21 protein-coding genes are annotated in these 24,771 nt (G+C 45.8%); 4 read left to right on the forward strand and 17 right to left on the reverse strand.

Annotated elements, in window-relative coordinates:
- Window positions 1-10 precede the first annotated feature (10 nt).
- Window positions 11-3,070, reverse strand: coding sequence for a D-2-hydroxyglutarate dehydrogenase YdiJ (gene ydiJ / locus F0U83_RS08880; RefSeq protein ID WP_138987434.1), 3,060 nt, complete (start codon window positions 3,068-3,070; stop codon window positions 11-13).
- 93 nt (window positions 3,071-3,163) lie between these two features.
- Between ydiJ and F0U83_RS08885 the strand changes: the two genes are divergently transcribed.
- Window positions 3,164-4,105 carry a LysR family transcriptional regulator gene (locus F0U83_RS08885; RefSeq protein WP_138987435.1) on the forward strand — a complete coding sequence of 314 codons (942 nt, stop codon included), beginning with the start codon at window positions 3,164-3,166 and terminating at the stop codon, window positions 4,103-4,105.
- A 3-nt stretch (window positions 4,106-4,108) separates the two neighbouring features.
- Here the strand turns inward: F0U83_RS08885 and F0U83_RS08890 are convergent, their stop codons facing one another.
- The 3 genes from F0U83_RS08890 to F0U83_RS08900 form a co-directional block, all read right to left on the reverse strand.
- Complete coding sequence (locus F0U83_RS08890; RefSeq protein ID WP_138987436.1) at window positions 4,109-4,948, reverse strand: CvfB family protein; 840 nt, start codon at window positions 4,946-4,948, stop codon at window positions 4,109-4,111.
- Window positions 4,949-5,020: 72 nt separating this feature from the next.
- The gene (locus F0U83_RS08895; protein ID WP_138987437.1) at window positions 5,021-5,734 is read right to left on the reverse strand and encodes a response regulator transcription factor; all 714 of its coding nucleotides are present in this window, start codon (window positions 5,732-5,734) and stop codon (window positions 5,021-5,023) included.
- On the reverse strand, window positions 5,721-8,597 hold the full coding sequence (locus tag F0U83_RS08900) for a cache domain-containing protein (RefSeq protein WP_138987438.1): 2,877 nt from the start codon (window positions 8,595-8,597) through the stop codon (window positions 5,721-5,723). The genes F0U83_RS08895 and F0U83_RS08900 overlap by 14 nt, the downstream gene beginning before the upstream one ends.
- Before the next feature lie 189 nt (window positions 8,598-8,786).
- On the opposite strand from F0U83_RS08900, the gene F0U83_RS08905 reads away from it, so the two are divergent.
- Window positions 8,787-9,329 (forward strand): adenine nucleotide alpha hydrolase family protein, encoded by a 543-nt coding sequence (locus tag F0U83_RS08905; RefSeq protein WP_138987439.1) that lies wholly within the window; start codon window positions 8,787-8,789, stop codon window positions 9,327-9,329.
- 52 nt (window positions 9,330-9,381) lie between these two features.
- Here the strand turns inward: F0U83_RS08905 and F0U83_RS08910 are convergent, their stop codons facing one another.
- The 4 genes from F0U83_RS08910 to F0U83_RS08925 form a co-directional block, all read right to left on the reverse strand.
- A complete protein-coding gene (locus F0U83_RS08910) occupies window positions 9,382-9,567 on the reverse strand; it encodes a hypothetical protein (protein WP_420813326.1) in 186 nt (61 codons plus the stop codon).
- 120 nt (window positions 9,568-9,687) lie between these two features.
- Window positions 9,688-10,224 carry a DUF4124 domain-containing protein gene (locus F0U83_RS08915; protein ID WP_170221794.1) on the reverse strand — a complete coding sequence of 179 codons (537 nt, stop codon included), beginning with the start codon at window positions 10,222-10,224 and terminating at the stop codon, window positions 9,688-9,690.
- A 108-nt stretch (window positions 10,225-10,332) separates the two neighbouring features.
- Window positions 10,333-10,728 (reverse strand): MmcQ/YjbR family DNA-binding protein, encoded by a 396-nt coding sequence (locus F0U83_RS08920; protein ID WP_138987441.1) that lies wholly within the window; start codon window positions 10,726-10,728, stop codon window positions 10,333-10,335.
- Window positions 10,725-12,530 carry a sensor domain-containing diguanylate cyclase gene (locus tag F0U83_RS08925; protein WP_138987442.1) on the reverse strand — a complete coding sequence of 602 codons (1,806 nt, stop codon included), beginning with the start codon at window positions 12,528-12,530 and terminating at the stop codon, window positions 10,725-10,727. Before F0U83_RS08925 ends, F0U83_RS08920 begins: the two co-directional genes overlap by 4 nt.
- Before the next feature lie 145 nt (window positions 12,531-12,675).
- Between F0U83_RS08925 and F0U83_RS08930 the strand changes: the two genes are divergently transcribed.
- The gene (locus F0U83_RS08930) at window positions 12,676-13,251 is read left to right on the forward strand and encodes a PhnA domain-containing protein (RefSeq protein WP_138987443.1); all 576 of its coding nucleotides are present in this window, start codon (window positions 12,676-12,678) and stop codon (window positions 13,249-13,251) included.
- Between the two features lie 93 nt (window positions 13,252-13,344).
- Here the strand turns inward: F0U83_RS08930 and F0U83_RS08935 are convergent, their stop codons facing one another.
- The 6 genes from F0U83_RS08935 to F0U83_RS08960 form a co-directional block, all read right to left on the reverse strand.
- Window positions 13,345-15,234: an AMP-binding protein gene (locus F0U83_RS08935; RefSeq protein ID WP_138987444.1), complete on the reverse strand. Its 1,890-nt coding sequence runs from the start codon at window positions 15,232-15,234 to the stop codon at window positions 13,345-13,347.
- An 86-nt stretch (window positions 15,235-15,320) separates the two neighbouring features.
- On the reverse strand, window positions 15,321-16,211 hold the full coding sequence (mmsB, locus tag F0U83_RS08940; RefSeq protein ID WP_138987445.1) for a 3-hydroxyisobutyrate dehydrogenase: 891 nt from the start codon (window positions 16,209-16,211) through the stop codon (window positions 15,321-15,323).
- 29 nt (window positions 16,212-16,240) lie between these two features.
- On the reverse strand, window positions 16,241-17,341 hold the full coding sequence (locus tag F0U83_RS08945; protein WP_138987446.1) for an enoyl-CoA hydratase/isomerase family protein: 1,101 nt from the start codon (window positions 17,339-17,341) through the stop codon (window positions 16,241-16,243).
- 16 nt (window positions 17,342-17,357) lie between these two features.
- On the reverse strand, window positions 17,358-18,134 hold the full coding sequence (locus F0U83_RS08950) for an enoyl-CoA hydratase (RefSeq protein ID WP_138987447.1): 777 nt from the start codon (window positions 18,132-18,134) through the stop codon (window positions 17,358-17,360).
- A 16-nt stretch (window positions 18,135-18,150) separates the two neighbouring features.
- Window positions 18,151-19,308, reverse strand: coding sequence for an acyl-CoA dehydrogenase family protein (locus F0U83_RS08955; protein ID WP_138987448.1), 1,158 nt, complete (start codon window positions 19,306-19,308; stop codon window positions 18,151-18,153).
- Window positions 19,309-19,436: 128 nt separating this feature from the next.
- Window positions 19,437-20,930, reverse strand: coding sequence for a CoA-acylating methylmalonate-semialdehyde dehydrogenase (locus F0U83_RS08960; protein ID WP_138987449.1), 1,494 nt, complete (start codon window positions 20,928-20,930; stop codon window positions 19,437-19,439).
- Window positions 20,931-21,119: 189 nt separating this feature from the next.
- Between F0U83_RS08960 and F0U83_RS08965 the strand changes: the two genes are divergently transcribed.
- Entirely contained in the window at window positions 21,120-22,022 is a 903-nt protein-coding gene (locus tag F0U83_RS08965; protein WP_138987450.1) for an AraC family transcriptional regulator, read from the forward strand.
- Between the two features lie 10 nt (window positions 22,023-22,032).
- Here the strand turns inward: F0U83_RS08965 and F0U83_RS08970 are convergent, their stop codons facing one another.
- Genes F0U83_RS08970 through F0U83_RS08980 form a run of 3 tightly spaced genes read right to left on the reverse strand, consistent with a single transcriptional unit; the run spans window position 22,033 to window position 24,608 of the window.
- Complete coding sequence (locus tag F0U83_RS08970) at window positions 22,033-23,199, reverse strand: AAA family ATPase (RefSeq protein WP_138987451.1); 1,167 nt, start codon at window positions 23,197-23,199, stop codon at window positions 22,033-22,035.
- A gap of 12 nt (window positions 23,200-23,211) precedes the next feature.
- The gene (locus F0U83_RS08975; RefSeq protein WP_138987452.1) at window positions 23,212-24,120 is read right to left on the reverse strand and encodes an alpha/beta fold hydrolase; all 909 of its coding nucleotides are present in this window, start codon (window positions 24,118-24,120) and stop codon (window positions 23,212-23,214) included.
- Window positions 24,121-24,125: 5 nt separating this feature from the next.
- Window positions 24,126-24,608, reverse strand: coding sequence for an FKBP-type peptidyl-prolyl cis-trans isomerase (locus tag F0U83_RS08980; protein WP_138987453.1), 483 nt, complete (start codon window positions 24,606-24,608; stop codon window positions 24,126-24,128).
- Between the last annotated feature and the right edge of the window lie 163 nt (window positions 24,609-24,771).

A 24,771-nucleotide genomic window follows, 5' to 3' on the forward strand; every position in this document is an offset into this window, starting at 1 on the left:
TGGATGTTAATTAGCGGTTTGCTCGAATTAAATCAAGCAGCGCCTGAGCTGGGTGTGGTAGCTGTTTTTCATCCAAACGCTTTACCTGGCTACGGCAGGAGTAGCCCGTTGCCACTAATTGACCTTTGTTTTCAGGATTGTTTACAACAGGCCTCCAACTGAGTTCATAGATCTTTTTAGAGGTAGCTAGATTCTCTGATTCATGACCATAAGTCCCGGACATGCCACAACACCCTGTTGCTATTATCTCTAGCCGTTGTCCTAATGCTTTAAAAATCTCCTGCCACTGTTTAAGTGATGGTGCTGCTGATGTTTTCTCCGTACAGTGCGCCATTAATTTATACGTGTGTGCCGGCAGTGCTTCAGGGTTAAGATTGATTAGGTCCAGATTTTTAGCTAACCACTCCTGCACCAATAGTACTTCATTGACAGGCACCCCCACTTTTTCATACTCCTGACGGTAGGTCAGTGTCATGGAAGGATCCACACCGACCAACGCAACACCCGATGTACTCAATGCTTTGAGCATAGCGGCATTCTTGGTGGCGGCTTTCTCAAATGCCTTCATGAAGCCATGAACATGTAGCGGCTTACCATTGGGCAGGTACGGCGCAACAAGCACATGAAAACCCAATGCTTGCAGCAGCTCAGCTAAATCGAGTACCAGTTGCGTTTCAAAGAAAGAGGTAAACGCATCCTGAACGATGACGACACTTCGCTCTTTTTGCTCCGGGGATAACTGGTGTATCACATCAACTGACGCAAAGGGTATATTGCGCTCTTTCATCCCTTGAACTAGGGTATGTTTACATATGGATGGACTATCCACCATACCGGCATATTGGCGAAACATGCGTTTGAGCAACCGATTTTGCATCATCCAGTTATAAGGGGCCGGAAAGCGGGCCAGATAGGGGATCATATACTCCAAACCACCCACCATATAATCTTTTGCAGGGCGCAGATAGCGACTGTAGTAAACTTCCAAGAACCGCGATCTAAAGTCAGGCACATTGACTTTGATAGGGCACTGCCCCACACAGGATTTACACGCCAGACAACCCATCATCGCCTCATGCACTTCATGAGAGTAGTCGTACTCACCCTTCTTTTTACTGAATGTATTACGAATACGAGCCGGTAGCGAGGTTAGGAACCCCTGCTGTTTTACCGAACGACTCACCTCTTCAAGATTAACTCCCTGTACCGACATTAAACGCAGCCATTCACGAATCAGAGAGGCACGTCCTTTAGGGGAATGTATACGCTCTCGCGTACCCTTCCAGGATGGGCACATCGCATCGTTGGGATCATAGTTATAACAAGCACCATTACCATTACAGAACATAGCTGAATCATACTGAGCACGAGTATTGGCAGGGATCTGACGATCCTGCTGCCCACGGGTAGGCACTTCATCTATTTTAAGCAGTTCAGCCTCGTCGATCAGAGGGGTCGCTATTTTCCCAGGGTTTAGTTGGTTATTCGGGTCGAAAATGCCTTTAATACGTTGCAGCTCAGGATAAAGCTCACCAAAAAAAGCAGGCGCATATTCAGAACGGACCCCCTTACCATGCTCTCCCCAGAGCAAACCGTGATACTTCTGGGTCAAAGCAACCACTTGGTCAGTCACCTCACGGATCATCTTCTCTTGATGTTCATCCTTCATATCAATAGCAGGACGTACATGTAGCACGCCTGCATCTACGTGACCGAACATACCGTAAGCCAGCCCCTTTGCATCCAATACCGCTCTAAACTCCATAATAAAGTCGGCTAAGTTTTCTGGCGGTACTGCGGTATCTTCAACAAAGGGAATCGGGCGCTCCTCACCCTTAGCATTACCCAGTAGCCCTACTGCCTTTTTGCGCATAGCCCAGACTTTATTGATCTCAGCTGCGCCATATACAACAGAATAACCAAAGCTTTTATTGTCCTGCCCGCATACCTGCTCAAGATGCTGGATCAGTTTATCAACTTTGGCTTGTAACTCCGCTTCATCATCAGCGGTGTATTCAACAAGATTGATCCCTTTGATATCAGGGTCTGTGTCCTTCACTGGGAAATATTCGCGAACGGTATCCCAAACGATATCCCCCATCGCTAAATTCAAGACTTTTGAGTCTATCGTTTCAATAGAGGTTGGGCCCCAATCCATGAGTGCTTTTGCATCTCTGAGTGATGCTTCAAAACTTGCGTATTTAACATTAACCAGTGCCGCAAACTTAGGAATGGGTAAAACGTTAAGTTTCGCCTCTGCGATAAGCGCCAACGAGCCTTCACCACCGCACAAAACCGAGTTCAGATTAAAACGTCCCTGTTCATCACGAATATGTGCCAAGTCGTAACCGGTTAGACAGCGATTCAGTTTTGGGAATTTATCTTCAATCAGTGATTGCTTTTCGGTGAAAATTTCATCGACAACCCGATGGATCTCACCAACACGATCGGTGCGCTGTTTTAAACTTTCAAGTTCGTCATCACTGATGGGTTTGGACTCCCAGACAGTCCCATCCAACAAGACACTTTTTAGCTCCAACACATGATCACGGGTTTTTCCATAAAGACAACTGCCCTGACCACTGGCATCCGTATTAATCATGCCGCCGACGGTGGCGCGGTTACTGGTAGATAGTTCAGGCGCAAAAAACAAACCATATGGCTTAAGGGCGGCATTCAATTGATCTTTAACAACACCACCTTGAACCCGTACCCAGCGCTCCTCTGCATTGATCTCCAATACATGGTTCATATGTTTTGAAACATCAACTACTAAACCATCCGTAAGCGATTGTCCATTCGTTCCGGTACCACCCCCACGAGGCGTGAGCACAACCTGACTAAAGGCAGACTCACTAGATAAAGAAGCTATCAGAACCAAGTCGTCTAAATGCTTGGGATATAGCACGCCCTGAGGGAGAACTTGGTAAATACTGTTATCCGTCGAAAGAGCTACACGGTTGGCATAATCCGGATTAAGCTCACCTGCAAACCCTCTTGCTTTTAGCGTCTCGATAAAGGAAAGGTAGTGAGCTTTCGTGGTATCAATAGTAGATATACGTGGGATCATGATATAGCCATCAGGTTTGTTTTTGATTGCGCTATGATGCAGAATCCCTATTAATCATTCAAACAATAAAATTTAATAGATTAATTGATATATATGAATAATCTTTCCTACCGGCATTTGAAGGCTTTCTTAGAAGTAGCTCGCCACGGTAGCTTCACTCAGGCAGCCGAGTACTTACACCTTACACAATCCACACTGACCGCAACCATTAAGCAGCTTGAGGCACACACAGAACTGCAGCTACTGGATCGCACTACACGCCGCGTCAACCTGACACGCGCAGGAGAGCGCTTCTTCCCTATTGCGGAACGACTCATATCAGACTTTGATACGGCTATTGATGACTTAAAAGCCAGCGCTCACCAAAAGCAGGGGCATATCAGTATCTCTGCTTCTCCTTCTGTACTCTCTACTCTACTCCCGCCATTGATTGAGAACTACCGAAGGGATTACCCCAAAGTTAGCATTCAGCTCAATGAGGAAGGGGCTAGTACCATAGAAGAATCTGTCCTTAATAACGTTGCGGATTTCGGGGTTGGGGGGAATCACTCCTCAAACCCTGAACTACACTATGAACCGCTGCTACAAGACCGTTATGGTGTTGTTATGCGCCCAGATCACCCTCTTTCCTGTTCAACAGATGAATTGATCTGGCAGGCTATCAGCGCAGAAAATATCCTATCCCTCTCAAAAGATAACGGTATAAGATTGGAGATAGATCGCCTTATCAAACAAGGTGAAATCTCAATTCAAAACCATGAGGGTCAAATTGAGGCCTCAAAACCGGCAACGCTAGCACCCTTAATTCATCAAAAACTGGGCATAGCTATCCTTCCTGCGTTGGCCGTTTCTACCCTTCCTTTTCATGGATTGATTTTCAAACCGCTCAGCGAGCCAGATATGTATAGGGAGTTGTGTATTGTATCTAAGCGAGGACGCAGCCTTAGCCCAGCTAGTAAAGAACTACTCAGCCGAGCAAGGCCTTTTTTCGAGCATATTAATCTGCCGACTTATGTAAGCACACTCAAAAAGTAGCGGTTAGTTTGATAACGTTTTCTTACGAATACCCTCTGGTAAGATCTCAATATGCCCTTGTTTTTTGAGTGTACCAATCGCCATTTTGTAGGCTTTTTTGCTGATTCCAAACGCTTGATAAATATCTTCAGGCTGGCTTTTATCCCCAAGCGGGCTGACGCCTCCGCGCTCTTCAAGGTCGTCCAGAATGCGTTGTGACAGCTCATCGACTTTACCGTAACCTGGCTTATCTAACATGACGTCGACCTTACCTTCAGGCAAGATACGTTTAATGTAGCCGGGTAAAGTTTGGCCGACTCTAACCGTACGAAAGAGATCCTGCTCATGCAGTAATGCCCAAAACGCATTATCAACAACTACGCTGTAACCCAAATCATTGCGACGGCAAACAAACAGGTTTACAGCCTGACCAACGCGTAAACCTTGCGGCTCTTTGTCTAAAAACTTATCTAATTTAGTAGATGCCGCCAAACGATCACTGTTATCTAAATAAACACGGACAACCACTTTTTGGCCTACTTCTAGCGGGCCACGTTGCTCTGCGAAAGGAAGCAATAGTTCCTTTGGCATTCCCCAATCGAGAAAAGCGCCAATTCTATTCACTTCAGAGACCTTTAGATACGCAACCTCTCCTACCTGAACAACCGGTTTACGCGTGGTGGCCACTACAAAATCATCGGTGTCTAAATAGATAAAAACATCGAGATTGTCACCGACCGATACTCCCTCAGGAACCTCTTTTTTAGGTAGCAGAATACCACCCAGTTCACCGCCTTCCAGATAAAGGCCAAAATCCGCTTCTCGCATGACGGTTAAAGTATTCATTCGGCCAATTTGAACCACAATGCTAAGTCCTGTGTCAGGTTAAAAAATAGGAAGCAACCATACCAGATGTCGGAACATGACCCAATGAGTTTAACGCCATTCAACATCAACTGTAAGAATATATCCTACTCCATAAACGGTTTTAATTAATGCAGGCTGCTTTGGGTTGTTCTCAACCTTCTTACGTACCCTCGACATTCTTACATCAATGCTTCGGTCAAAAGGAGAGACTCGCTCCCCTAACAGCTGATCTCTGGATAGAATTTGCCGAGGGGAGCGCAATAACAGCATTAACAACTCATGCTCCGCAGAACTTAACTCCACACTTTCGGTTAAGTCACTGGACAAGGTTAATGTCGCAGGATCATAGCACCACCCCGCAAAGTGCGCGGTAAATTGTCGATTATCCATACTGCGCTCTTGTCCTTCACATTTTTTGAAACGTCGCAGTAAGCTATTAACCCGTGCAACCAATTCCCGCGGTATAAACGGTTTAACGATGTAATCATCAGCACCCAGTTCCAACCCCAGTACTTTATCTGTCACACCATCTCTTCCTGACAAGATCATGATGCCCATATTGGGCTGGTCACTGATAGATTTGACCAGCTCTATACCATCCATATCGGGCAACCCCAGATCAACGATACATAAATCAGGAATCTGATTTGATAGCGCCTTTTGTAGCTGCTCTGCAGTTGTAAACGTTTTTACAGCAAAGCCATACGCGTTTAACTCACGCCCTACGATGTCACAAATATCTTTTTCATCATCCGTGATATAAATAAGTTTACGTTGGCTCATCAGTAGATGCTCCTGAATTATTGTTATACTTTACTGAAAATACTTCTTTTAACTCATTAATATCAAATGGTTTTCTTAGAACGTAATATTCATTTCCTGCTCGCCTTTGCAGGGTTTCATCAAACGCATACCCTGTCATTAGTACTACTGGCAACTCCTGATGATACGAGCGAAAGCAATCGGCTATATCAAAACCATTTAAGGCTCCGCGCAAACGGACATCCGAAACTAGGCAATAGATATCTTCTAATAACTCAATCAGCTCTATAGCCTCTTTAGCTTCTGACGCCTCAATGACATTAAAGCCTGTCGAGATCAACATCTCCCTGACAACTTGGCGTACATCGTCATCATCTTCTACGAGAAGCGCTAGCTTCCCCTTCAAATCAGTTGAGATTTCACTTGAAACCCCACGTTCATCAGAGAGAGAGGCGACATAAACAGAAGGCAGTAATAATGACACCGTTGCTCCAGCTCCGGGTTCACTCGCTACATGGATATAACCATCTGACTGTTTTACAAAGCCATATACCATACTCAAACCTAAACCGGTTCCTGCACCACCTGGACGAGTGGTAAAGAAAGGCTCAAACGCCAAACGTTTGGCTTCTGCAGTAAAACCGGTTCCTTCATCAGCGACCGAGATACGAATGTAATTACCCGGCACGACAGTTTCATCCATCAGGATCAACTCATCTGTTACACTCAGCTCTTCGACATAGAAACGGATCTTTCCGCCTTTGGGCATAGCTTCTTTTGCATTTAGCACCAAATTGACTAATGCATCCTCCAATCGACCCGGGTCAACAAAAGGTAGGTGATTGATTTCTATGGGCTCATAAATCAGCTCAAGATGGCTTGGCAAAGAACTACGTAGCAACTCTATGGTTTCTTGGATCAACGTTTGAATATCACAACGTAGCGGAGCTAAAGGTTGTCTTCGGGAGAACGCTAATAATCGACTGGTAATATCAGCACTGCGTCGGGCGGCTCTGACGGAAGGGTTCAAATACCCTTGGAGTAGTTGATCTCCTTGATACTTATCAGCGGCCGCCATGAGATTCCCGATAATGATCGACAACAGGTTATTAAAGTCATGTGCTAATCCGCCCGCCAAATGCCCTACCGCGCTCATTCTTTGTGCTTCAAGTAGCTTCTTCTCTGCGTGTTTTTCTGTTGTAACATCTAAAGCTACCAGCAATACCCCCACCACTCTGCCTGCATTATCTCGGCAAGGCGTCAAGAAACGTTTGGTGATAAGTTCTTGCCCATCACTCCATTGGCTGTACTCTCCCGTCGATTCTTGACCAGAAAGCGCTTGGGTAATCTGTTCTAGCATCGTTTGGTAATGGTGGCGGCTTACCTGTTCTAAAGCATGACCGATAATCTCTTGCTTATCCCGGCCTACGTAGCTTGCATAATGACTGTTTACAAAGCGAAAAATCAGCTCATGATCGACATAAGCCACTTGGGCAGGAAGGAGATCAAGGATAATACGCTGTCTCTCCTCTATTAACGCTAATGCATCTTGCGCTTCAATTCTGGACTTGATGGTCTCAATCAGCTTTTGATTGGTAAGCTCCAACTCAACAGTTCGATTGTTGACCTTTTCATCGAGGTTTTGAATATTGTCTCTCAGTCGATCAACCATATCATCAAAGGTTTGCGCGAGAATCCCAAGTTCATCGTCACGACGAAAACCAACCGATGCGGTTAACTCCCCCCTAGAAACCCGCAAGGCAGTATCAGCCATCTGCTTGATGGGATTAGTGACCCAATAAATAAAGAAGAAAGCCATAGCAATAGCAACTAACATCGAAATCAAAGCGATGGTTAATATACGTTCACTTAACAACTCTGAACTTGCTTTGAGCTCATCTACATAAACGGATGAGCAGATATACCAATCAAATCCCTTTAAATATCGCACCAACGAGAGCTTTTCATGAATATAGTTACCTTGATCATCCGGCTTGTCCCATTTGTAGTAGAGTTCTTTCCCTGTATCGGCAACGGCGATGAGATCATCGGCAATTGACTTACCCGTTACAGGGTTCAATAGATCTTCAATATTAGTGCCATCTATGTTGGGGTTGGGATGGATCAACATATTGGTTTTTGCATCAAAAATAAAAAGATAACCCGTTTTGGCAACCCGCAACGCTTTAAAGCTCTCTCGCAGTTCTTCTACAGCGCGGTTACGCTTATCTTCAAGCTCTTGATCAACATCATCCAAATAGATACCTGAGCCTAATACAAACCCCCACTGAGGGTAATTTTTCACATAGGAGAGCTTGTCCAGCTGCTGATCGCCCTCAAGTCGATTCCATTTATATTGGTAGAAGCCTTCGCCTTTACTTACGGCAAGTTGAACAATTTGAGGCAGCACAACAACCCCTTCAATGTTTTCCAGATCAGAAGCATCCATACCGTCAAAACGTTCATCCGGGTGAGCCAAAAAGCGCGAGTCGTAACTGGCAACCCAAATATAATCACCGTCTTGGCTTTTAAAGCGCCTGATCATTTCAAAAACCACACGGCGTGCTTGTTGATTGGTCAGCTCTCCATCTCTGACCTGTCGCGATACTTGATCAAGATATGACTCAGCCATAGACACAACCACTTTTAGTCGTTGTTTATGTGACTCCATGGCCTGCTGTCTGAAACTTTCCGTATCCGCATACATACGATCAGCAAGGGTAAAAATATTATCAAGAGCAATTCGACTGGAATTACGTTCTATTTCATAGACTTTCTCTTTAATGAAGGGCACTGAGTAAAAATACACTGCCGAGAAAATAGCCAGCATCAAAATTAATACAATGGGGAAGAAACGCTGTACAAGGCGAGAAGGTAAAAGCATGTCAAGATCGTCTTTTTATGATTACAGTGGAGTTTAGCGCAAAACGCTTGGCCGTCACCCACTTGTTACAATTTGTAGGATTCCAGACAACATCTCGATAACTTCTTCTGTTTAACTGCAACCTATCTAAACTGAATCAGCCTTCTGCCCTTCGCGCCTCTGGTATCGATGAGTAGGGAGAGATGAACAATGAAAATTGTGATAGCCGTTAAACGAGACGCCAACGATCAGCAAACGTACTTTGCATTACAACAAGCCATGGCTGAAGCTTTTCTAAAGCAGGATAATGATACGTTAAATACGTTGGTCGTTGTTTCGATTGGCGCTTCAACAGATACCTCTCAGTTAAAAGACGCTATGGATCTTGGCGCCCATAAAGGTATTCATGTTATTACCCACGATAGCATTAATGCTTACTCTGTTGCGGAGCAACTTCAACGGGTTATTGCACAAGAAGAACCTGAACTCATCATAATTAGTCCGGAATTAACAGGAGAGCACTGCCGCACCGGTAAGATATTATCAGCGCTGCTCGATGAGTCCACAATGGTAATGAACGCTAGTCACCTAAACCGCAATCAATACCGCTTACTGGTGATACGCGAAATGAACAGTGGAGCTTACACTGTGCTACTCCCGATTCAGCAAGCTACTCAATCACTGCCTGCAAGATGGCGGGATCTCACTCGCACAACCACCCCTATATTACTCTCCAATAGTTTGAGTGCTTAAAATGTAAAAAGCCAGCATAGAGCTGGCTTAGATGAGCGCTGAGACAACATGATCAATGCAAATCGTCATACTTCTTTCGAATTGCAATCAACTGAGGCTGGATATCTAAAGGAGCATAATTCATCGCTTGTTCGAACAACTCCTTGTTTTCATCAGATAGACGGTCTTCCTCAGACATAGCGGTTAACTTGCGCATTGCTTCAACAAATTTTGGATGTAAAGACTCTTGATTCAACATACCAACGCCCTCCGATTAAACGGTCTATAAACCGCGCATTGTGCCATAAAAGAGTAATGTTTGCCTAAGGCAACCTTGATATCATCTAACCGCTATATGGCAATCCGATGACAACACAAGCTAGTTATTGCTATTCGCTGTGCTCCCTTTACTTTTACGATAGTCTTCTTTTGCCTGTTTGTTTTTTTCTTTTATATTACTAATCCGTTTATTGGGTGAATTCTCAGATGCTTTGTCTTGATCCTTCAACTTAGCGGGCTTCTTTGACGCTGTATTTTCAGTGTCACCTGCTTTTTTCTTAGCTTTTATGCTCTTGTTCCTGTCTTCCTTTCGAGTGCTTTTCGTATCAGAAGGTTCCTGTTGATCGCTTTTTTCGCTTTCGTTAGGTGACTGCTCAGACACATTATCAGGATCACCGTCTTGGGCTGCAGTCTCCTCTGAATCAGCAGAGGGCCTAGCGTAGGTCTCCTTTGGCACAGCTCGCCAAGGTGTCGCTACGCTCTTATACTCTTTTTTTTCAGCTTTAACGCCGTGGGGAGCTTTATCGCTATAGTGAGTTTTTCCGTTCTCATCTACCCATTTATATATTTCAGCCGGTGCTAAAGCAGGGAACGCCACCAGCGTAAATATTGCGATTTTACGTTTTAATCCTTTCACTCCACACTCCACGCTTAGTCACGATGTGACGCTTCATTACTCTTAGACTGATTTAAGCATATCTTATAAAAATGTCATATTCCTTTTAACGATACCAGTAAGCGACACTTAAGGGTATCGCAGACCTTTGTACAAAAGCTGGGGGCTGTACGCTAACTCCATTGCTTTGCGCTGCACGGAGGGAAGTTTTTTAACAACAAGAGCAAAAGATGCATCAATCTGGCGGAAAACTTCGCCTTCCGGTAGATCACCATCGACAAAAACGGTATTCCAATGGCGTTTGTTCATATGGTAACCAGCAATCACATCATCAAATATATCCCGTAACTCTAACGCCTCTTGCGGATCGCATTTCAAATTAACACTCAACCGATTTTGATAGTTGGAAACCAGCGCAAACATTTTATGTTTAACTTTAAATACGGCTACCTCAGGCCCAAATGGATAATCCAACTCAGACTCGGGCAACTCGTTTAAATAGCTCACCAACTTATCGTAGTTCATTTTTCTTCAGGCTCACTGTAAAAATACCCCTGAGAGTAGTCTATCCCTAGCTGCTCAACGATGCTTTGTACCTCATCATCGTGTACATATTCTGCTACGGTTTCAATACCAACATTACTTGCAAAATAAGCAATAGCCCTGGCTACTTCATAGCTTGTGGGGTTGGTCGCAATATCACGTATATATTTCGCGTCTATTTTTACGCAGTCCACCTTAAGTGCAATAATCCGCTCAAAGTTGGAATATTCGGTTCCAAAGTCATCTATCGCTAATTTGTAGCCCGATTGTTTGAGTTCGGCTAACTGCTCAATGTGATCTTTTTTACCTGTAGAGCTAACCCCTTCCAATATTTCTAACATCAAGCGCTCAGGGTCTATTCCGTATTCAGAGGTCTTTCTCTCAAGATACCGCAAAAGATACCCCTGAGAGAGATCATCCTCTGTAATATTAATAGAAAATGGCTCCGAGTAATTCGCCATGATTTGGCAACTCTTATCAATCATTCGTCGCGTAATAGAGGGTAACAACCCTGACAAACGTGCTACATCCAAAAAGAGCTTTGGTGCTAACAGCTCTCCCTTGAAACGGATTCGAGCAAGCGCTTCGTAACGATCAATTTCGCCTGTCCGATTATTTCTTATTCCTTGAAAAACGGGGGTTATTGCATCTTTTCCTAGTGCTTCATGCAGTACAAGGCTCCAATGCATATAAGCCATGCGCTCTTCTCTTTCCGGCTCATCAGCCTGCTCAGAATATATATAGTGATGATTTTTGCCAGCCCGCTTTGCTTTGATGAGCGCAATGCGAGACTTATCGAAGACCCCGGTGCCGGAGGCTGCACCGTAGTTGCATGTGATATGAAAGCTTATGCCATTAACCGAAAGACTATGTTCAAAAAAATAATTCCGAAGCGTTTTAATCTCTTGGGTAAAATCAATCCCATCACCGGAATACAGCAATGCAAATTCATCCCCCTGTAGACGGTATGTTTCTGCTTGAGCAATATGACCCAGAGCTTCAGCCACTTTTTGCAAAAGCACATTACCAAATTCCCAACCATAAGCTGAGTTGATATAACTAAAGTTATTAATGTTAAGAATAAGCAGGCTATTGGGTGGAGGTAACGTACTCAAACAATGGGCAAGTTTCGCGGCATTGGGCAACCCTGTCACACTATCACGTTCCAAGGCTTCTATAAGCTGATAATGGCTTTTCTCTACCGCTAGGCGCTGCTGTTCCTTGCCTAAATAAATGCTGATGATGACCGCCCCTACTTCTAATAATCTTTTATGAAATGAAGATGGCATGCGATGTTCAAAAGAGGATAAAGCAAACGAACCAATCGCTCGACCTGCTTGGTCTCTTATGGGCATAGACCAACAGGAGCAAATATTAAAATTCTCAACAACACTACGAAGCGAATACCAGCGCTCATCCGTAAAGGTATCTCTGACAAATGTGGGAACATTATTAAACACTGCAGTGCCGCATGATCCAGACGTTGCTCCTGGTACCAAGCCATCTAGCTGTTTTTTTGCCTCTTGCGGTATATTTGGCCCCGCAACTACGTTCATACTCCCAGTATGTTGGTCTAATAACATAACCGACGCTACAGAGTTTGCTAATAGCCTTTCTGCCATGGAACATAGTTGATCCAGCACGCAGCTATCGACACGTTCAGCCGCTAATGCCTCCATTAGCGTAAGCTGCAATCGTAAGATCTGATCCAATTCATCGACCGTTATATTGACCTGCTCGTGGCTACTCCCCACTGCAGCAGGGTCAAAAGTCTGAGGCATCATACTTTTGCGCACCTTACTCGCTTCTGCAAGATTCATATTCTGAAAAAATAACTTCTCTATAGAGTGTAGACCCTCTCCCCAATTAGGCAACGGAAACGCACTCTTTTGTGGCATAATCCCCACACAAAATATGAGAGATATACGTATGACAATCGACAACACTTTACTGGAACGAGCAGCGTCACAATGCGAACTCTGCACATCTGCTGATAATCTATCTTCTTATGAGGTTTCTCCCTCAGACGGTACAACCGACCAGTGCATCCTTGTCTGCGCCAACTGTCTAGGTCAACTGGCTCAGCCTGATACGTTGAACATTAATCACTGGCGGTGCTTAAATGACAGTATGTGGAGCCAAATACCTGCGGTACAGATCGTCGCATGGCGCCAACTTAAACACCTTTCAGGTCTTGGTGAAATCTGGGCTCAAGACCTGTTAGACATGTTATATCTGGATGATGACACCCAAAAATGGGCAGAAGCTGGCCTCGCTGATGAGGGTGACGATACAACACCGACTCTGGATAGCAACGGTACTGTTTTACAGGCCGGCGACACCGTAACGTTAATCAAAGACTTAGATGTTAAAGGTGCAAACTTTACTGCCAAGCGCGGCACAACCGTCAAAAATATCTCTTTGACGAATAACCCAGAGCATATTGAAGGCCGTGTTAATGGCACCCAGATTGTTTTGGTCAGTAAGTTCCTTAAAAAAGCTTAGCTTACCCAGCAGTCTTTTTGAAAACGTTGCACAAAAAATGGCACCCGAGGGTGCCATTGGACGTTTTGCGAGAACGTTTTTAGAGCAGATTTCTTAAACCAAACCTCGTTGTTGAAGAATCTCTTCAATCTCTGGCAGAATGGTTTCATCATCAATCGTTGAGGGCATTTTATAGGCCTCATTGGCCGCAATTTTTCTTAAAATTGCACGCAGTATTTTGCCAGAGCGCGTTTTCGGCAAACGCTCAACGACAACAGCCTTGCGAAAACATGCCAAAGCACCGACTTCATTCCTCACACGCTGAACCAACTCACTTTCAAGCTGCGATTCTTCAATCTCTTCGCCTGCTTTCAATACAATCAGCCCTACCGGAACTTGCCCTTTAAGGGAGTCCGCTACACCAATCACCGCACACTCCGCTACGGCGGGATGAGCAGAGACAACTTCTTCCATTTCACCTGTTGATAAACGGTGGCCCGACACGTTGATCACATCATCGGTGCGACCTGTAATGTAGATATAGCCATCATCATCCTTAAAACCACCATCACCGGTATGATAATAACCAGGGAAAGCCGTTAAGTAGGAATCAATGTAACGTTGCGGCTGGTTCCAAATACTCCAAGCAACACCTGGAGGCAAAGGCAATTTAACGCAAATATTGCCCGTTTCGTTAGCTTCGACTTCGGTACCATCTCCATCCAGCACACGAATATCATAACCCGGAATGGGTTTATTCGTTGACCCTAAGCGTGCTTCAGATGGGTTATCCCACCCCATCATTGGAGAGGTCATTGGCCAACCGGTTTCAGTCTGCCACCAATGGTCCAGTACAGGTACGTCTAACAGATCACTCAACCATTGATACGTTGAGGAGTCCAATTTCTCACCTGCGACAAATACCCAACGCAAGCTACTAAGATCATACTTCTTAGACAGCTCACCCGTTGGGTCTTCTTTACGAATAGCACGATACGCCGTCGGCGCACAGAACATAGAATTAACTTTGTATTCGTCAATCACCCGCCAGAAAGCACCCGCATCAGGTGAACGGATCGGTTTTCCTTCGTAGAAGATGGCACTACCGCCACCCATCAAAGGTCCATACACAATAAAGGAGTGGCCCACTACCCAGCCTATATCAGACGCTCCCCACCAAACATCGCCAGCTTTCATACCGTAGACGTTATTAAAAGCATAGCGCAGTGCAACAGCATGGCCGCCGTTATCACGAACAATACCTTTTGGCTGACCTGTCGTGCCCGACGTGTATAACACATACAAAGGATCTGAACCTTTAACCGGTGTACAAGGCGCAGGCTCGGCTCCTTTTTGGAACTCATACCAGTCCAGATCACGCTCTGGATTCATCTCTGCGGTCAACATGGGACGCTGGCACACTACGGTATGGCTAGGTTTATGCGTTGCCAACTCTACCGCTTTATCCACCAGCGGCTTATAGGCAATTTTCTTATCAAACTCGATACCACAGGATGCCGTCAAAATCAGCTTAGGCGTCGCATCATCAATACGGATAGCCAACTCATTAGCAGCAAATCCACCGAATACCACTGAGTGCACTGCACCTAAACGGGCACAAGCTAACATCGCAACAGCCGCTTCAGGAATCATCGGCATGTATATAACAACACGATCACCTTTCTCAATACCCAAGCCCTTTAGCGCACCTGCAAAGGTACTAACACGCTGTAACAGGTCAGAGTAGGTAATCGCTTCTTTAACGCCGCTTGATGGGGAATCGTAATAAAGCGCAACCTGATCACCACGCCCCTCTTCTATCTGACGATCAACCGCTAAATAACAGCTATTCAATTCGCCATCAGGATACCAGCAATAAGTATCGTGCTCTGTTTTTTGTAGGATAGTGTCTGGTTGCTTGAACCAAGTGATCGCTTTAGCTTGCTCAGCCCAATATCCAGCGGGATCTTCTAAAGCCGTACGGTATTCTTCGTTGTAACCCATGGGGGGAACCTCATGCATTTTTTGTTTTTATAAAAGGCGATGAAGTCAGTGCCTTGTATCCGGCAAGGCACTGTATATATCAGATCTTATTGATCCTGATATAGTTTCAGCACGCTGGAGAAATCCAAACCACCATTGCCATTAACCTTATGCAGATTAAACAGTGCACGTGCCTGCGAGCCCATTGGAATTGGTGATGCGCTCTGCTGGCTCATCTCCATCGCAAGGCCCAAATCTTTAAACATCAAATCCACCTGGAAACCGCCCTGATAGTCGTTAGACGATGGGACTCCTTCCATAACACCTGGGAATGGGTTGTACACCTGAAGCGCCCAGTTATTACCTGAACTCTGCTTCATGATTTCTGACAATACTGCTGGATCCAGGCCATTTTTAACGCCCATATTGAGCGCCTCTGCCGTGCCTGTCATTAAAATCGCTAACAACATGTTATTACAAGCTTTCGCGACTTGGCCTGCGCCATGTGCGCCAGCATGGAAGATATTTTTTCCCATGCTATCCAAAATGGGCTTTGCTTTGGCAAACTGCTCATCCGTTGCACCGACCATAAATGCCAATGTACCTGCTTTAGCACCGCCTACACCACCAGAGACAGGGGCATCGATAAAACCAATGCCACGTGCTTGCGCCGCTGATGCGACTTGCTGAGCGGTTGCTGCATCGATCGTAGACGAATCAATGATCAGCACATCATCTTTTACATGATCAAACAAAGGATCATCACCTGTCACAAACAGGCCCTGTACATGCTTACCCGCTGGTAACATAGATACTACAAAGTCTGCACCCGTTACTGCAGCTTTTGCAGACGCAGCAGCAACACCACCTTCTGAAACAACACGTGATACAGCTTCAGCTGACAGATCAAATGCCTGAACCGAGTGGCCTGCTTTGACAAGGTTAATCGCCATTGGACCGCCCATATTACCCAGTCCGATAAATCCTATAGTTGCCATTTTCTCTACCCTATTCTTATCGTTATTGTTTACATCGAAGCCAGCGGGTTTGTTTCCCAAGGAGAGACAAACAACTCATCTAAAAATGCGGCTTCAACGTCATGAATGGTTTTAAATGTCCAATCAGGCTTGCCATCCTTATCAACTAATAAAGCACGAACCCCTTCAGGGAATTCACGGTGACGGCAACACTGCACAGATAACACCAGCTCTGATTCAAATACCTCTTTGAGGGACATATGCTTCGTGTTCTGTAACTGGCGATAGATCATCTGCACGGCAAGTGGGCTACCGTGACTAATAGCTTTTTGTGCTTTAATGACCCATTTATCATCCGTTTCTACGGCTAATAGCGTTTCAATAATCTCTTCAACGGTATCCTGATCCGTAATATCTTGAATCAGATCGAAGTGTGTACGTACAGGCGACTCCATCTGCTGACGCTCGTCCCATACATCGTCTTCCAGATCACGCATCACGCGACTAACGACCGCATTAAGATCACCTTCCCAAGTCTCATGGCTCAAGCGTTCAAGCAAAGCACCCCGCTGTTCCGCTTTAAGGAAGCGATCAGCCATACCTAAGAAAAGCGCATCAGCCGCATTCATACGTGCGCCTGTTAGCCCTAAGAACAATCCAGTTCGACCCGGCGTACGGTTCAAGAACCAAGTACCACCGACATCAGGATATAAGCCAATTGTCACTTCAGGCATCGCCATCATCGTGGTTTCTGTAACCACACGATGGCTACAACCACTCATCAAGCCCATACCACCACCCATGACAATACCGCTACCCCAGCAAATAATGGGTTTGGGGTAAGTATGTAATGTGTAGTCCAGCTGATACTCACGGGTAAAGAACTGCTCAGGGAAATCAGGGTCACCGCCGCCAGCCATAGACTTGTAAAGACTGACAACATCTCCACCTGCACATAACGCTTTCTCGCCAGCGCCATCGATCAGAATAGCTACAACAGAGTCATCCTCTTTACAGGCATCCAATTTTGGCTGAATAAGGTCAATCATCTCCAACGTCAAGGCATTTAGCGATTTTTCAGCGTTTAAGCAAATCTCAACAATGCGTTTTCCGTCTCGCGTTGGATGATCTGTAAATAACACAGCACTCATTCTGTCTCTCCTTTGCTTAACGGTTTTTCCACTCGGGCTTACGCTTTTCCAAGAACGCATTCACGCCCTCTTTTTGGTCTTCCGTATGGAACAGATCCACAAAGAGCTCGCGCTCTAAGATATAGCCTTGATCCCAAGCGCGCGTTCGATTCGACTGGATCAACTGCTTACATGCGGCAACAGCCACAGGGCTTTGGTTGGCTACCTGAGTGGCAAGTTCTATAGCACGATTTGCCGACTCGCCTTTTTCAACCACTTCCTCAACCAAACCAATTTCCAGTGCTTTGGGTGCTTTAACACGCTCACCACACAGAATCATCTTTTTAGCCCAACCTTCACCAACAAGCATCGTGAGGTTCTGTGTACCACCAGCACAAGGCAGCAAACCCACTGCGGCTTCTGGTAGCGCCATCTGTACCTGCTCTTCTGCAATACGAATATCACACGCCAGAGCCACTTCAAGACCACCGCCCATTGCCCAACCATTAATAGCTGCAATAGAGACACCACGGAATTGAGATAAAGTTTCGAAAGCTTCGCCAAAGTAGCGAGAAATATCCCGAGCAACACTGCGGTCGCCATCAGCAAACAGATTCAGGTCAGCGCCTGCAGAGAAGAACTTTTCGCTATCGCTCTTCAATACCAAACTAAAAATACTACGATCTTCATTCAGCTCTTTTACAACCTGTGCCAGACCTTTTAAGCTTTCTTCTGTCCAAGTGTTTGCTGGCGGGTTATTCATGGTAATAACCGCAATATTGCCCTGCTTCTCTACGATCAATTTATCAGTCATCGCTCTCTCCAACCTGTTACAGAATTTCAGCCGCGTCTTTTAGCAACATACGACGGGCAATAATGACATTCATAATTTCGTTTGTACCTTCAAGAATCCGGTGAACACGATTATCTCGCAGGTAACGCTCCATCGGATACTCTTTGATATAACCGTATCCACCAAAGATCTGTAGCGCCTCATCACACACATTAAAGCCTACATCTGTTGCAAAACGTTTAGCCATTGCACAGTAGGTTGTACGATCAGGATGTTTTGCATCTAACTTACTAGCCGCTAACCTAACCATCTGACGAGCAGCGACCAACTCAGTGGTCATATTGGCAATTTTGAACTGCAATGCTTGGAAATTCTCCAACGTACGGCCAAATTGCTTACGCTCACCCATGTACTGAATGGCTTTATTCAACGCAGCCTGAGCGGTACCAATAGAGCACGTTGCAATGTTAATGCGTCCACCATCCAAGCCCATCATAGCGATTTTAAATCCATCGCCTTCATTACCCATCAGACAGGAGGCTGGAATCTTCACATCTTCAAATGTAATAAGGCGGGTTGGCTGGCTGTTCCAGCCCATTTTTTCTTCTTTGCGACCATAAGTGATACCTGCCGCTTTTGCATCAACAGCAAAGGCCGAAATACCTTTTGGGCCATCCTCGCCGGTGCGCGCCATCACAACTAAAACATCGGTCGAGCCTGCGCCTGATATAAATATTTTGCTGCCGTTGAGAATATAGTGATCGCCTTCTTTGCGAGCGGTCGTTTTTAATGAGGCCGCATCTGAACCAGCGTTAGGTTCAGTAAGGCAGTAGGATGCCAATTTCTGACCAGCAGTTAAGTCAGGGCACCAGAAGTTACGCGTCTCTTCATTACCAAAATCCGCGATCATCCAAGTGGCCATATTATGGATGGTGATGAATGCTGTCGTAGAGGTGCACCCCATCGCCAACTGTTCAAAAATAATGCTGGAGTCCAAACGGCTGAGGCCAAGCCCTCCCACATCATCGGGAGAATATAAACCACAAAAGCCGAGTTCTCCGGCTTTTTGTAATACGTCTACGGGGAAGATCTGTTCCTGATCCCATTCAGCGGCGTGGGGTTCCATCTCGTTCTGAGCGAATGCCCGAGCCATATCGGAAAACGCGATCTGATCTTCGTTCAGTTCGAAATCCATCAGTTTCTCCCTTCTTGTTATCTTTATTAAGCACTCTCACTTAATAGATTATTATTTTTATATAAAACAAAGCCTTGAGAGTTTTTTATAACAATAACCCTCAAGACTTTTTACCGATTACGACTCGCTTACTTCAACTGAATCGTGGTGTTAACACCCGTGTCGATATCATCTTCAAACCAGCGAGCAGTAACTGTTTTCGTTTCTGTATAGAAGCGAACAGCCTGTTTACCGTAGGCGTGCTGATCACCGTAGAATGACTTTCTCCAACCCGTGAATGAGAACATCGGTAGTGGCACAGGTACAGGTACGTTGATACCAACCTGACCTACTTTGATTTCATGCTGGTACTTACGAGCAGCAGCACCAGATGATGTAAACATCGACGTACCATTACCGTATGGGTTGTTGTTAATCAGTTCGATAGCTTCATCTAACGTATCAACTTCCAGAGCAATCAGTACAGGACCAAAGATCTCTTCTTGGTAAATCGACATATCCGTAGTCACACCACTGAACATAGTCGGGCCAACCCAGTTACCATCAGGATAACCTTCAACGACACAGTCCGAACCATCAAGAATACAGTTAGCGCCGGCATCTTTACCTTGCTGGATGAAATCCAATACGCGTGCTTTAGCTTGAGGGTTAATCAGAGGGCCATAGCCAGCTTCAGGGTCATTCCATACACCTGGGCGTACTTTTGCGAGTGCGTCACGCACCTCAGGAATCCACTTACGCGCTTCACCTACAAAAACCGCAACAGAGATAGCCATGCAACGCTGACCCGCAGCACCCACTGATGCACCAGCGATGCTGTTAACCACCTGATTTTTAGCCGCATCTGGCATAATGACCATATGGTTCTTAGCGCCAGCAAATGCTTGCACACGCTTCATTTTGTCCGTACCTGTACGGTAGATATGTTCACCTACAGCCACAGAACCGACAAAAGAGATAGCTGGAGTATCTTTATGAGTCAACAGCTGATTAACCGCATCTTTTGTGCCATGAACAACCTGCAACAGTCCAGCAGGAGCACCGGCGTCCTGGAACAACTTAGCCAGTAGCATCGGTGTAAGTGGATCCTGCTCAGATGGCTTTAGTACAAATGTGTTACCGCAAGCGATCGCCATTGGGAACATCCACAATGGAATCATAGCTGGGAAGTTAAAAGGCGTAATACCTACACAAACACCCAGTGGCTGGGTAATGCTATAGCAGTCAATCTTACGTGCTACGTTTTCAACCGTTTCACCCATGCTTAAAGAGGCAATGTTACACGCATGCTCAACGACTTCTATACCACGCCAAACGTCACCTTTTGCGTCGTCAAACGTTTTACCCGTTTCCTGCGCCAGAAGCGTAGCAATTTCATCATGGTTTTCTTTAAGCAGTGCTTGGTAGCGCAGCATTAGGCGGGCACGATCACCAACAGGCGTTTCTTTCCAAGTTTCAAATGCAGCCTTTGCCGCTTCTACTGCCTGATCGACTTCTTCAGCCGTAGCGCAAGGTACTTGAGCGATCACTTCCTGCGTTGCAGGGTTCGTTACAGGAATCCAGTTCTGAGACTGACTTTTAACCAATTCACCATTAATCAGGAGAGGGACTTGCTGAGTCATAATAAACACCTTGCCTCTTTATTTATTTATTGTTGTGTGGGGCAGCGACCATCGGCCAACTCTGCTCTACGTTTACGTTAGGGTTAATTTAAGCACAGCCTATGTGCCTCAGGGATTGATAATCTTGTGAGATTAATGGACTATATTGTTAATTAATAGTGGTTTTCCCTAGTCCAAAGGTCTAACGTTATGAGCCAGCCATCCAAGTGGCCACTCCCACCCGAAAGCTCACGCTTTGTGCTGCCCCGCAAAATTGTTGCCGAGCTGAGCACCCATCCATTAAGCTGTGGCCTATACCCCATGGGCTTTGGTTACTATCAACAGGCAAGCAATCACGCTATGCTGCGGCGCACACATGATGACTACTTATTAATCTATTGCCTTGAAGGTTACGGAGAATTAACACTCGATCGGAGCAATTTCACCGTGCAGGCGGGAGATATGATCCTTTTGCCTAGAGGAGTTGCCCATGCTTACAAAGCCTCCGACAATACCCCTTGGACGATCTACTGGGTGCACTTTTCAGGAAATCAGAGTGAGTCATTCATTGACTATCTTGCTGTTAAACAAACTAATTATATTGTGAATGTAGGCATTCAATCTCGCCTAGTAACAGAGTTTGAATCCCTTCTGGAAAGTCGGCAATCCAGCTATAACCTTGCTGCTTTTATCCATGCTGCTAACTTGTTACGCCAGATTCTGACCCATGTCGCACTGCTACAACCGTTAGCCAAACAACAACGGGCAGCACACCATTTTAATCTTGAGCACATCCACAGTCTCATGCAAGCCCGTGTACATGAACAGCTTGATTTGGATACATTAGCGGAAGCTGCGAGCCTTTCAAAATTCCACTTCGTTAAAAAATACAAGGAGCTAACAGGTACGACGCCCATCAATCATTTTATCCACTTAAAAATTGAACGCGCCTGCCATTTATTAGATGTCACGACTAAGTCGGTGAATGAGATCAGCTTTGCGGTAGGATATGAAGATGCCTACTACTTTTCACGGATTTTTAAGAAGGTCATGGGGATATCACCCAGCCAATACCGCCGAATGCGTGTAGGTGCCTACCCTTATCAAGCATAAGATGCACTGGCTAGCCCTTATCGGGCCAATGCCACGCGGGCTCATCAAACATACTTTGCCCTGTCACCTCGGTTTGCCCTAATACTTTATCAAGCTCAATACGATGACAGTCGGGGCTCTCACTCAAAGCAGCAATTAAGCGCGATGCATGAGAAACCACCCAAACTTGCGTTTTTTCAGAAACCTGAATAATCAACCGAGCCAAAGCAGGCAATAGATCAGGGTGCAAACTTGTCTCAGGCTCATTCAATACCATTAAGGATGGCGGACGAGGCGTCAAAAGCGCAGCAACCAGCAAGAGGTAGCGCAAGGTACCATCGGACAACTCTCCACCCGTGAGCGGACGTAACAACCCATGTTGGTAAAACTCTACTGAAAAGCGCCCATCCTCTTGAGCACACACATTAATGGATGCGCCAGGAAATGCGTCACTGATGGCATTATCTAGTGCTTCACTTTCACCGATCTCACGGATCGTTTGTAGTGCAGCAGCAAGATCGCGGCCATCATGATGCAACACCGGCGTGCGCGTTCCTAATTGAGGAAGGCGAGCCGGTGCATCGGGATCAGTACGGAAGTGATCGTAAAAACGCCACCCTCGAATAAGCTCACGCATATGCATGATCTCAGGGGCAGCAATAGGGTCTGATAACTGATCAAACATACTGTCAAAACTAGGAAGATGCTGTGAAATCACTTCCCACTCCCGACCCTGTCTTAGTCTTGCCATAGGGCCATTGCGATCCACCAGCATCGCTGCCGGTCGAAAAAAATCACCCGCCCAGATCACTTCACGCTTCACTTCAGGGTCAAGCTTAAACTGAGAGCGGGAAGGCGTTGGCAGCCCTAACGATATACTATATCCGTAGGTATCCGTTGCAAAACCTAAGCGCAGCCGCTTCACCTCCTGCAAGGGCCCACCCTGTACAGGCACTTCACCCGTACGCATTCGTTTGGATACTTTTTCAGGGCCCGCCCAATACGTAGAATGCAATCCACCCTCTTTTGCTAGCGCATTGACTACGCCACCACCAGCCGTCTCAGCCAGTAGCCTTAGCGCTTTATAAAGGTTTGATTTGCCGGTGCCGTTTGGGCCCGTGATCACATTAAGAGGCCCTAATGGAACCACTAGATTCAAAATTGAACGATAGTTATTAATCGCAAGCGCCGTCAACATACAATGCTCCTTTTAGAAGGTCATCATAAGACGACGAACTAACTGATAAGTTGCCTCAGGACTCTCTTGCATAAAGCAATGCCCTCCTTCTACCTGCGTTAATCGAATATGGGGATTCGCTTTTTCAGCCCGACGTACCGCCGGGGGTACAAAAGCATAGGTGTGCGTACTGTGCAAAATATGGGTGTTCACGGGCAGCTTGGCAATCGCAGACCACAGCCCTTTGGGGCAACCGGCAAATATCCGAGCCTCTAACCAAGTGGGGCAACGTAGCTGCCACTCACCTGAGTCATCAGGAGCCGCCGCATGATCGATATAACTATCGAGTGCTTCATTTGTCCAGCGCTTAAAGACACCTCTACCCTGCAAGTTTTGTCGTAATACTTCACGGTTAGGCCATTGACTACGCCGTCCTTTTGCTTGCTTAACGTGTGGCAAGCGACGATTTAAGCCAAGCAGGCTTAAAAGCCTCATCAGGCCAATCATTGATTTTGGGTAGATCACAGGGTCTAAAAGGATATATTGATCAAATGGCCGCACTTGAGCATGTAACATTAACGTCGTTGAAACCGCACCAAAGCTATGAGCTAACGCAATAGTTGGCGGCGAAGGCCAATCCACACTGAGCGCTTCAAGTGCCGCTAAAGAGCGATCCGTCAGCATATTCCAATCATTAAATTGTTCACGCGCTGAATAATCACTATCACCATGGCCTTCGACACTGTTCAGAAACAGATCGTATTCCGGCAGAAAGTGTTGCAAAAAGGGCCAATAGGTCAGATTAGATAAACCCGTCCCATGAAGGAAGTGAATGACAGGCTTATCATTAAAGCCGCAGCCCGGTGTCATCCACCCCCTCAGAGTAGAGCTACCATTATGGTGCTCCCAAGGAACTAGCTGTTCTTTCGCTCGACTAATCATCAGAATTAGTGGTGGTGTCCACCAACACCATGCGCATGACCGTGGGCAATCTCTTCGCTTGTTGCTTCTCGCAACTCACCCACCTCAATCTCAAAGGTTACCGTTTTACCTGCAAGCGGGTGATTGGTATCAACATCCGCCATAAACTTGCCTACTTTGATGATGCTCACCTGTCGTGCACCCTGGTCTGTTTGCACGGTGGCAACCATACCTGGCCTCCACTTTTTCGAACCCTGGAGATGTTTAACCGGCACGCGCTGAATAGCCTCTTCTTTGCGCTCACCATAAGCATCAGCAGGTTCGAGTGTTACGGCAAAAGCATCCCCCGTTTCTTTTCCTGCCATCGCCTCTTCTACTTTCGCAAACATATTATTGTGCCCATGCAAATACGCCATCGGCGCATCCTTTTCTGTAGACTCAATAACAGCGCCATCGCTATCTTTTAATGTATAGAAAAACTGCACCACGGTATTTTCTGAAATAGGCATCACTTATAACCCTGCAAAATAATCAATACTCAGGATAGAAAACCCTGATAGCTAAGCACACAAACGTGCATACTTTGTTTAAACTCATCCCATAATATACTGATTTAGTATCGTTTTTTAGTACTATATTGGATAGCGACCTTGAAAAATGCCAGAATGGAAT

It is taken from the genome of Neptunomonas concharum, from assembly GCF_008630635.1.
Lineage (GTDB): Bacteria > Pseudomonadota > Gammaproteobacteria > Pseudomonadales > Balneatricaceae > Neptunomonas > Neptunomonas concharum.

What these genes read in the sequence shown, in the direction of transcription:
- F0U83_RS08885 (WP_138987435.1), top strand. Translation starts at nt 3,164, where the DNA reads ATGAATAATCTTTCCTACCGGCATTTGAAGGCTTTCTTAGAAGTAGCT.
- F0U83_RS08965 (WP_138987450.1), top strand. Translation starts at nt 21,120, where the DNA reads ATGAGCCAGCCATCCAAGTGGCCACTCCCACCCGAAAGCTCACGCTTT.
- F0U83_RS08970 (WP_138987451.1), bottom strand. Translation starts at nt 23,199, where the DNA reads ATGTTGACGGCGCTTGCGATTAATAACTATCGTTCAATTTTGAATCTA.
- F0U83_RS08895 (WP_138987437.1), bottom strand. Translation starts at nt 5,734, where the DNA reads ATGAGCCAACGTAAACTTATTTATATCACGGATGATGAAAAAGATATT.
- ydiJ (WP_138987434.1), bottom strand. Translation starts at nt 3,070, where the DNA reads ATGATCCCACGTATATCTACTATTGATACCACGAAAGCTCACTACCTT.
- F0U83_RS08945 (WP_138987446.1), bottom strand. Translation starts at nt 17,341, where the DNA reads ATGAGTGCTGTGTTATTTACAGATCATCCAACGCGAGACGGAAAACGC.
- F0U83_RS08920 (WP_138987441.1), bottom strand. Translation starts at nt 10,728, where the DNA reads ATGAACTACGATAAGTTGGTGAGCTATTTAAACGAGTTGCCCGAGTCT.
- F0U83_RS08935 (WP_138987444.1), bottom strand. Translation starts at nt 15,234, where the DNA reads ATGGGTTACAACGAAGAATACCGTACGGCTTTAGAAGATCCCGCTGGA.
- F0U83_RS08975 (WP_138987452.1), bottom strand. Translation starts at nt 24,120, where the DNA reads ATGATTAGTCGAGCGAAAGAACAGCTAGTTCCTTGGGAGCACCATAAT.
- F0U83_RS08900 (WP_138987438.1), bottom strand. Translation starts at nt 8,597, where the DNA reads ATGCTTTTACCTTCTCGCCTTGTACAGCGTTTCTTCCCCATTGTATTA.
- mmsB (WP_138987445.1), bottom strand. Translation starts at nt 16,211, where the DNA reads ATGGCAACTATAGGATTTATCGGACTGGGTAATATGGGCGGTCCAATG.
- F0U83_RS08925 (WP_138987442.1), bottom strand. Translation starts at nt 12,530, where the DNA reads ATGATGCCTCAGACTTTTGACCCTGCTGCAGTGGGGAGTAGCCACGAG.
- F0U83_RS08910 (WP_420813326.1), bottom strand. Translation starts at nt 9,567, where the DNA reads ATGTTGAATCAAGAGTCTTTACATCCAAAATTTGTTGAAGCAATGCGC.
- F0U83_RS08950 (WP_138987447.1), bottom strand. Translation starts at nt 18,134, where the DNA reads ATGACTGATAAATTGATCGTAGAGAAGCAGGGCAATATTGCGGTTATT.
- F0U83_RS08955 (WP_138987448.1), bottom strand. Translation starts at nt 19,308, where the DNA reads ATGGATTTCGAACTGAACGAAGATCAGATCGCGTTTTCCGATATGGCT.
- F0U83_RS08930 (WP_138987443.1), top strand. Translation starts at nt 12,676, where the DNA reads ATGACAATCGACAACACTTTACTGGAACGAGCAGCGTCACAATGCGAA.
- F0U83_RS08905 (WP_138987439.1), top strand. Translation starts at nt 8,787, where the DNA reads ATGAAAATTGTGATAGCCGTTAAACGAGACGCCAACGATCAGCAAACG.
- F0U83_RS08960 (WP_138987449.1), bottom strand. Translation starts at nt 20,930, where the DNA reads ATGACTCAGCAAGTCCCTCTCCTGATTAATGGTGAATTGGTTAAAAGT.
- F0U83_RS08980 (WP_138987453.1), bottom strand. Translation starts at nt 24,608, where the DNA reads ATGCCTATTTCAGAAAATACCGTGGTGCAGTTTTTCTATACATTAAAA.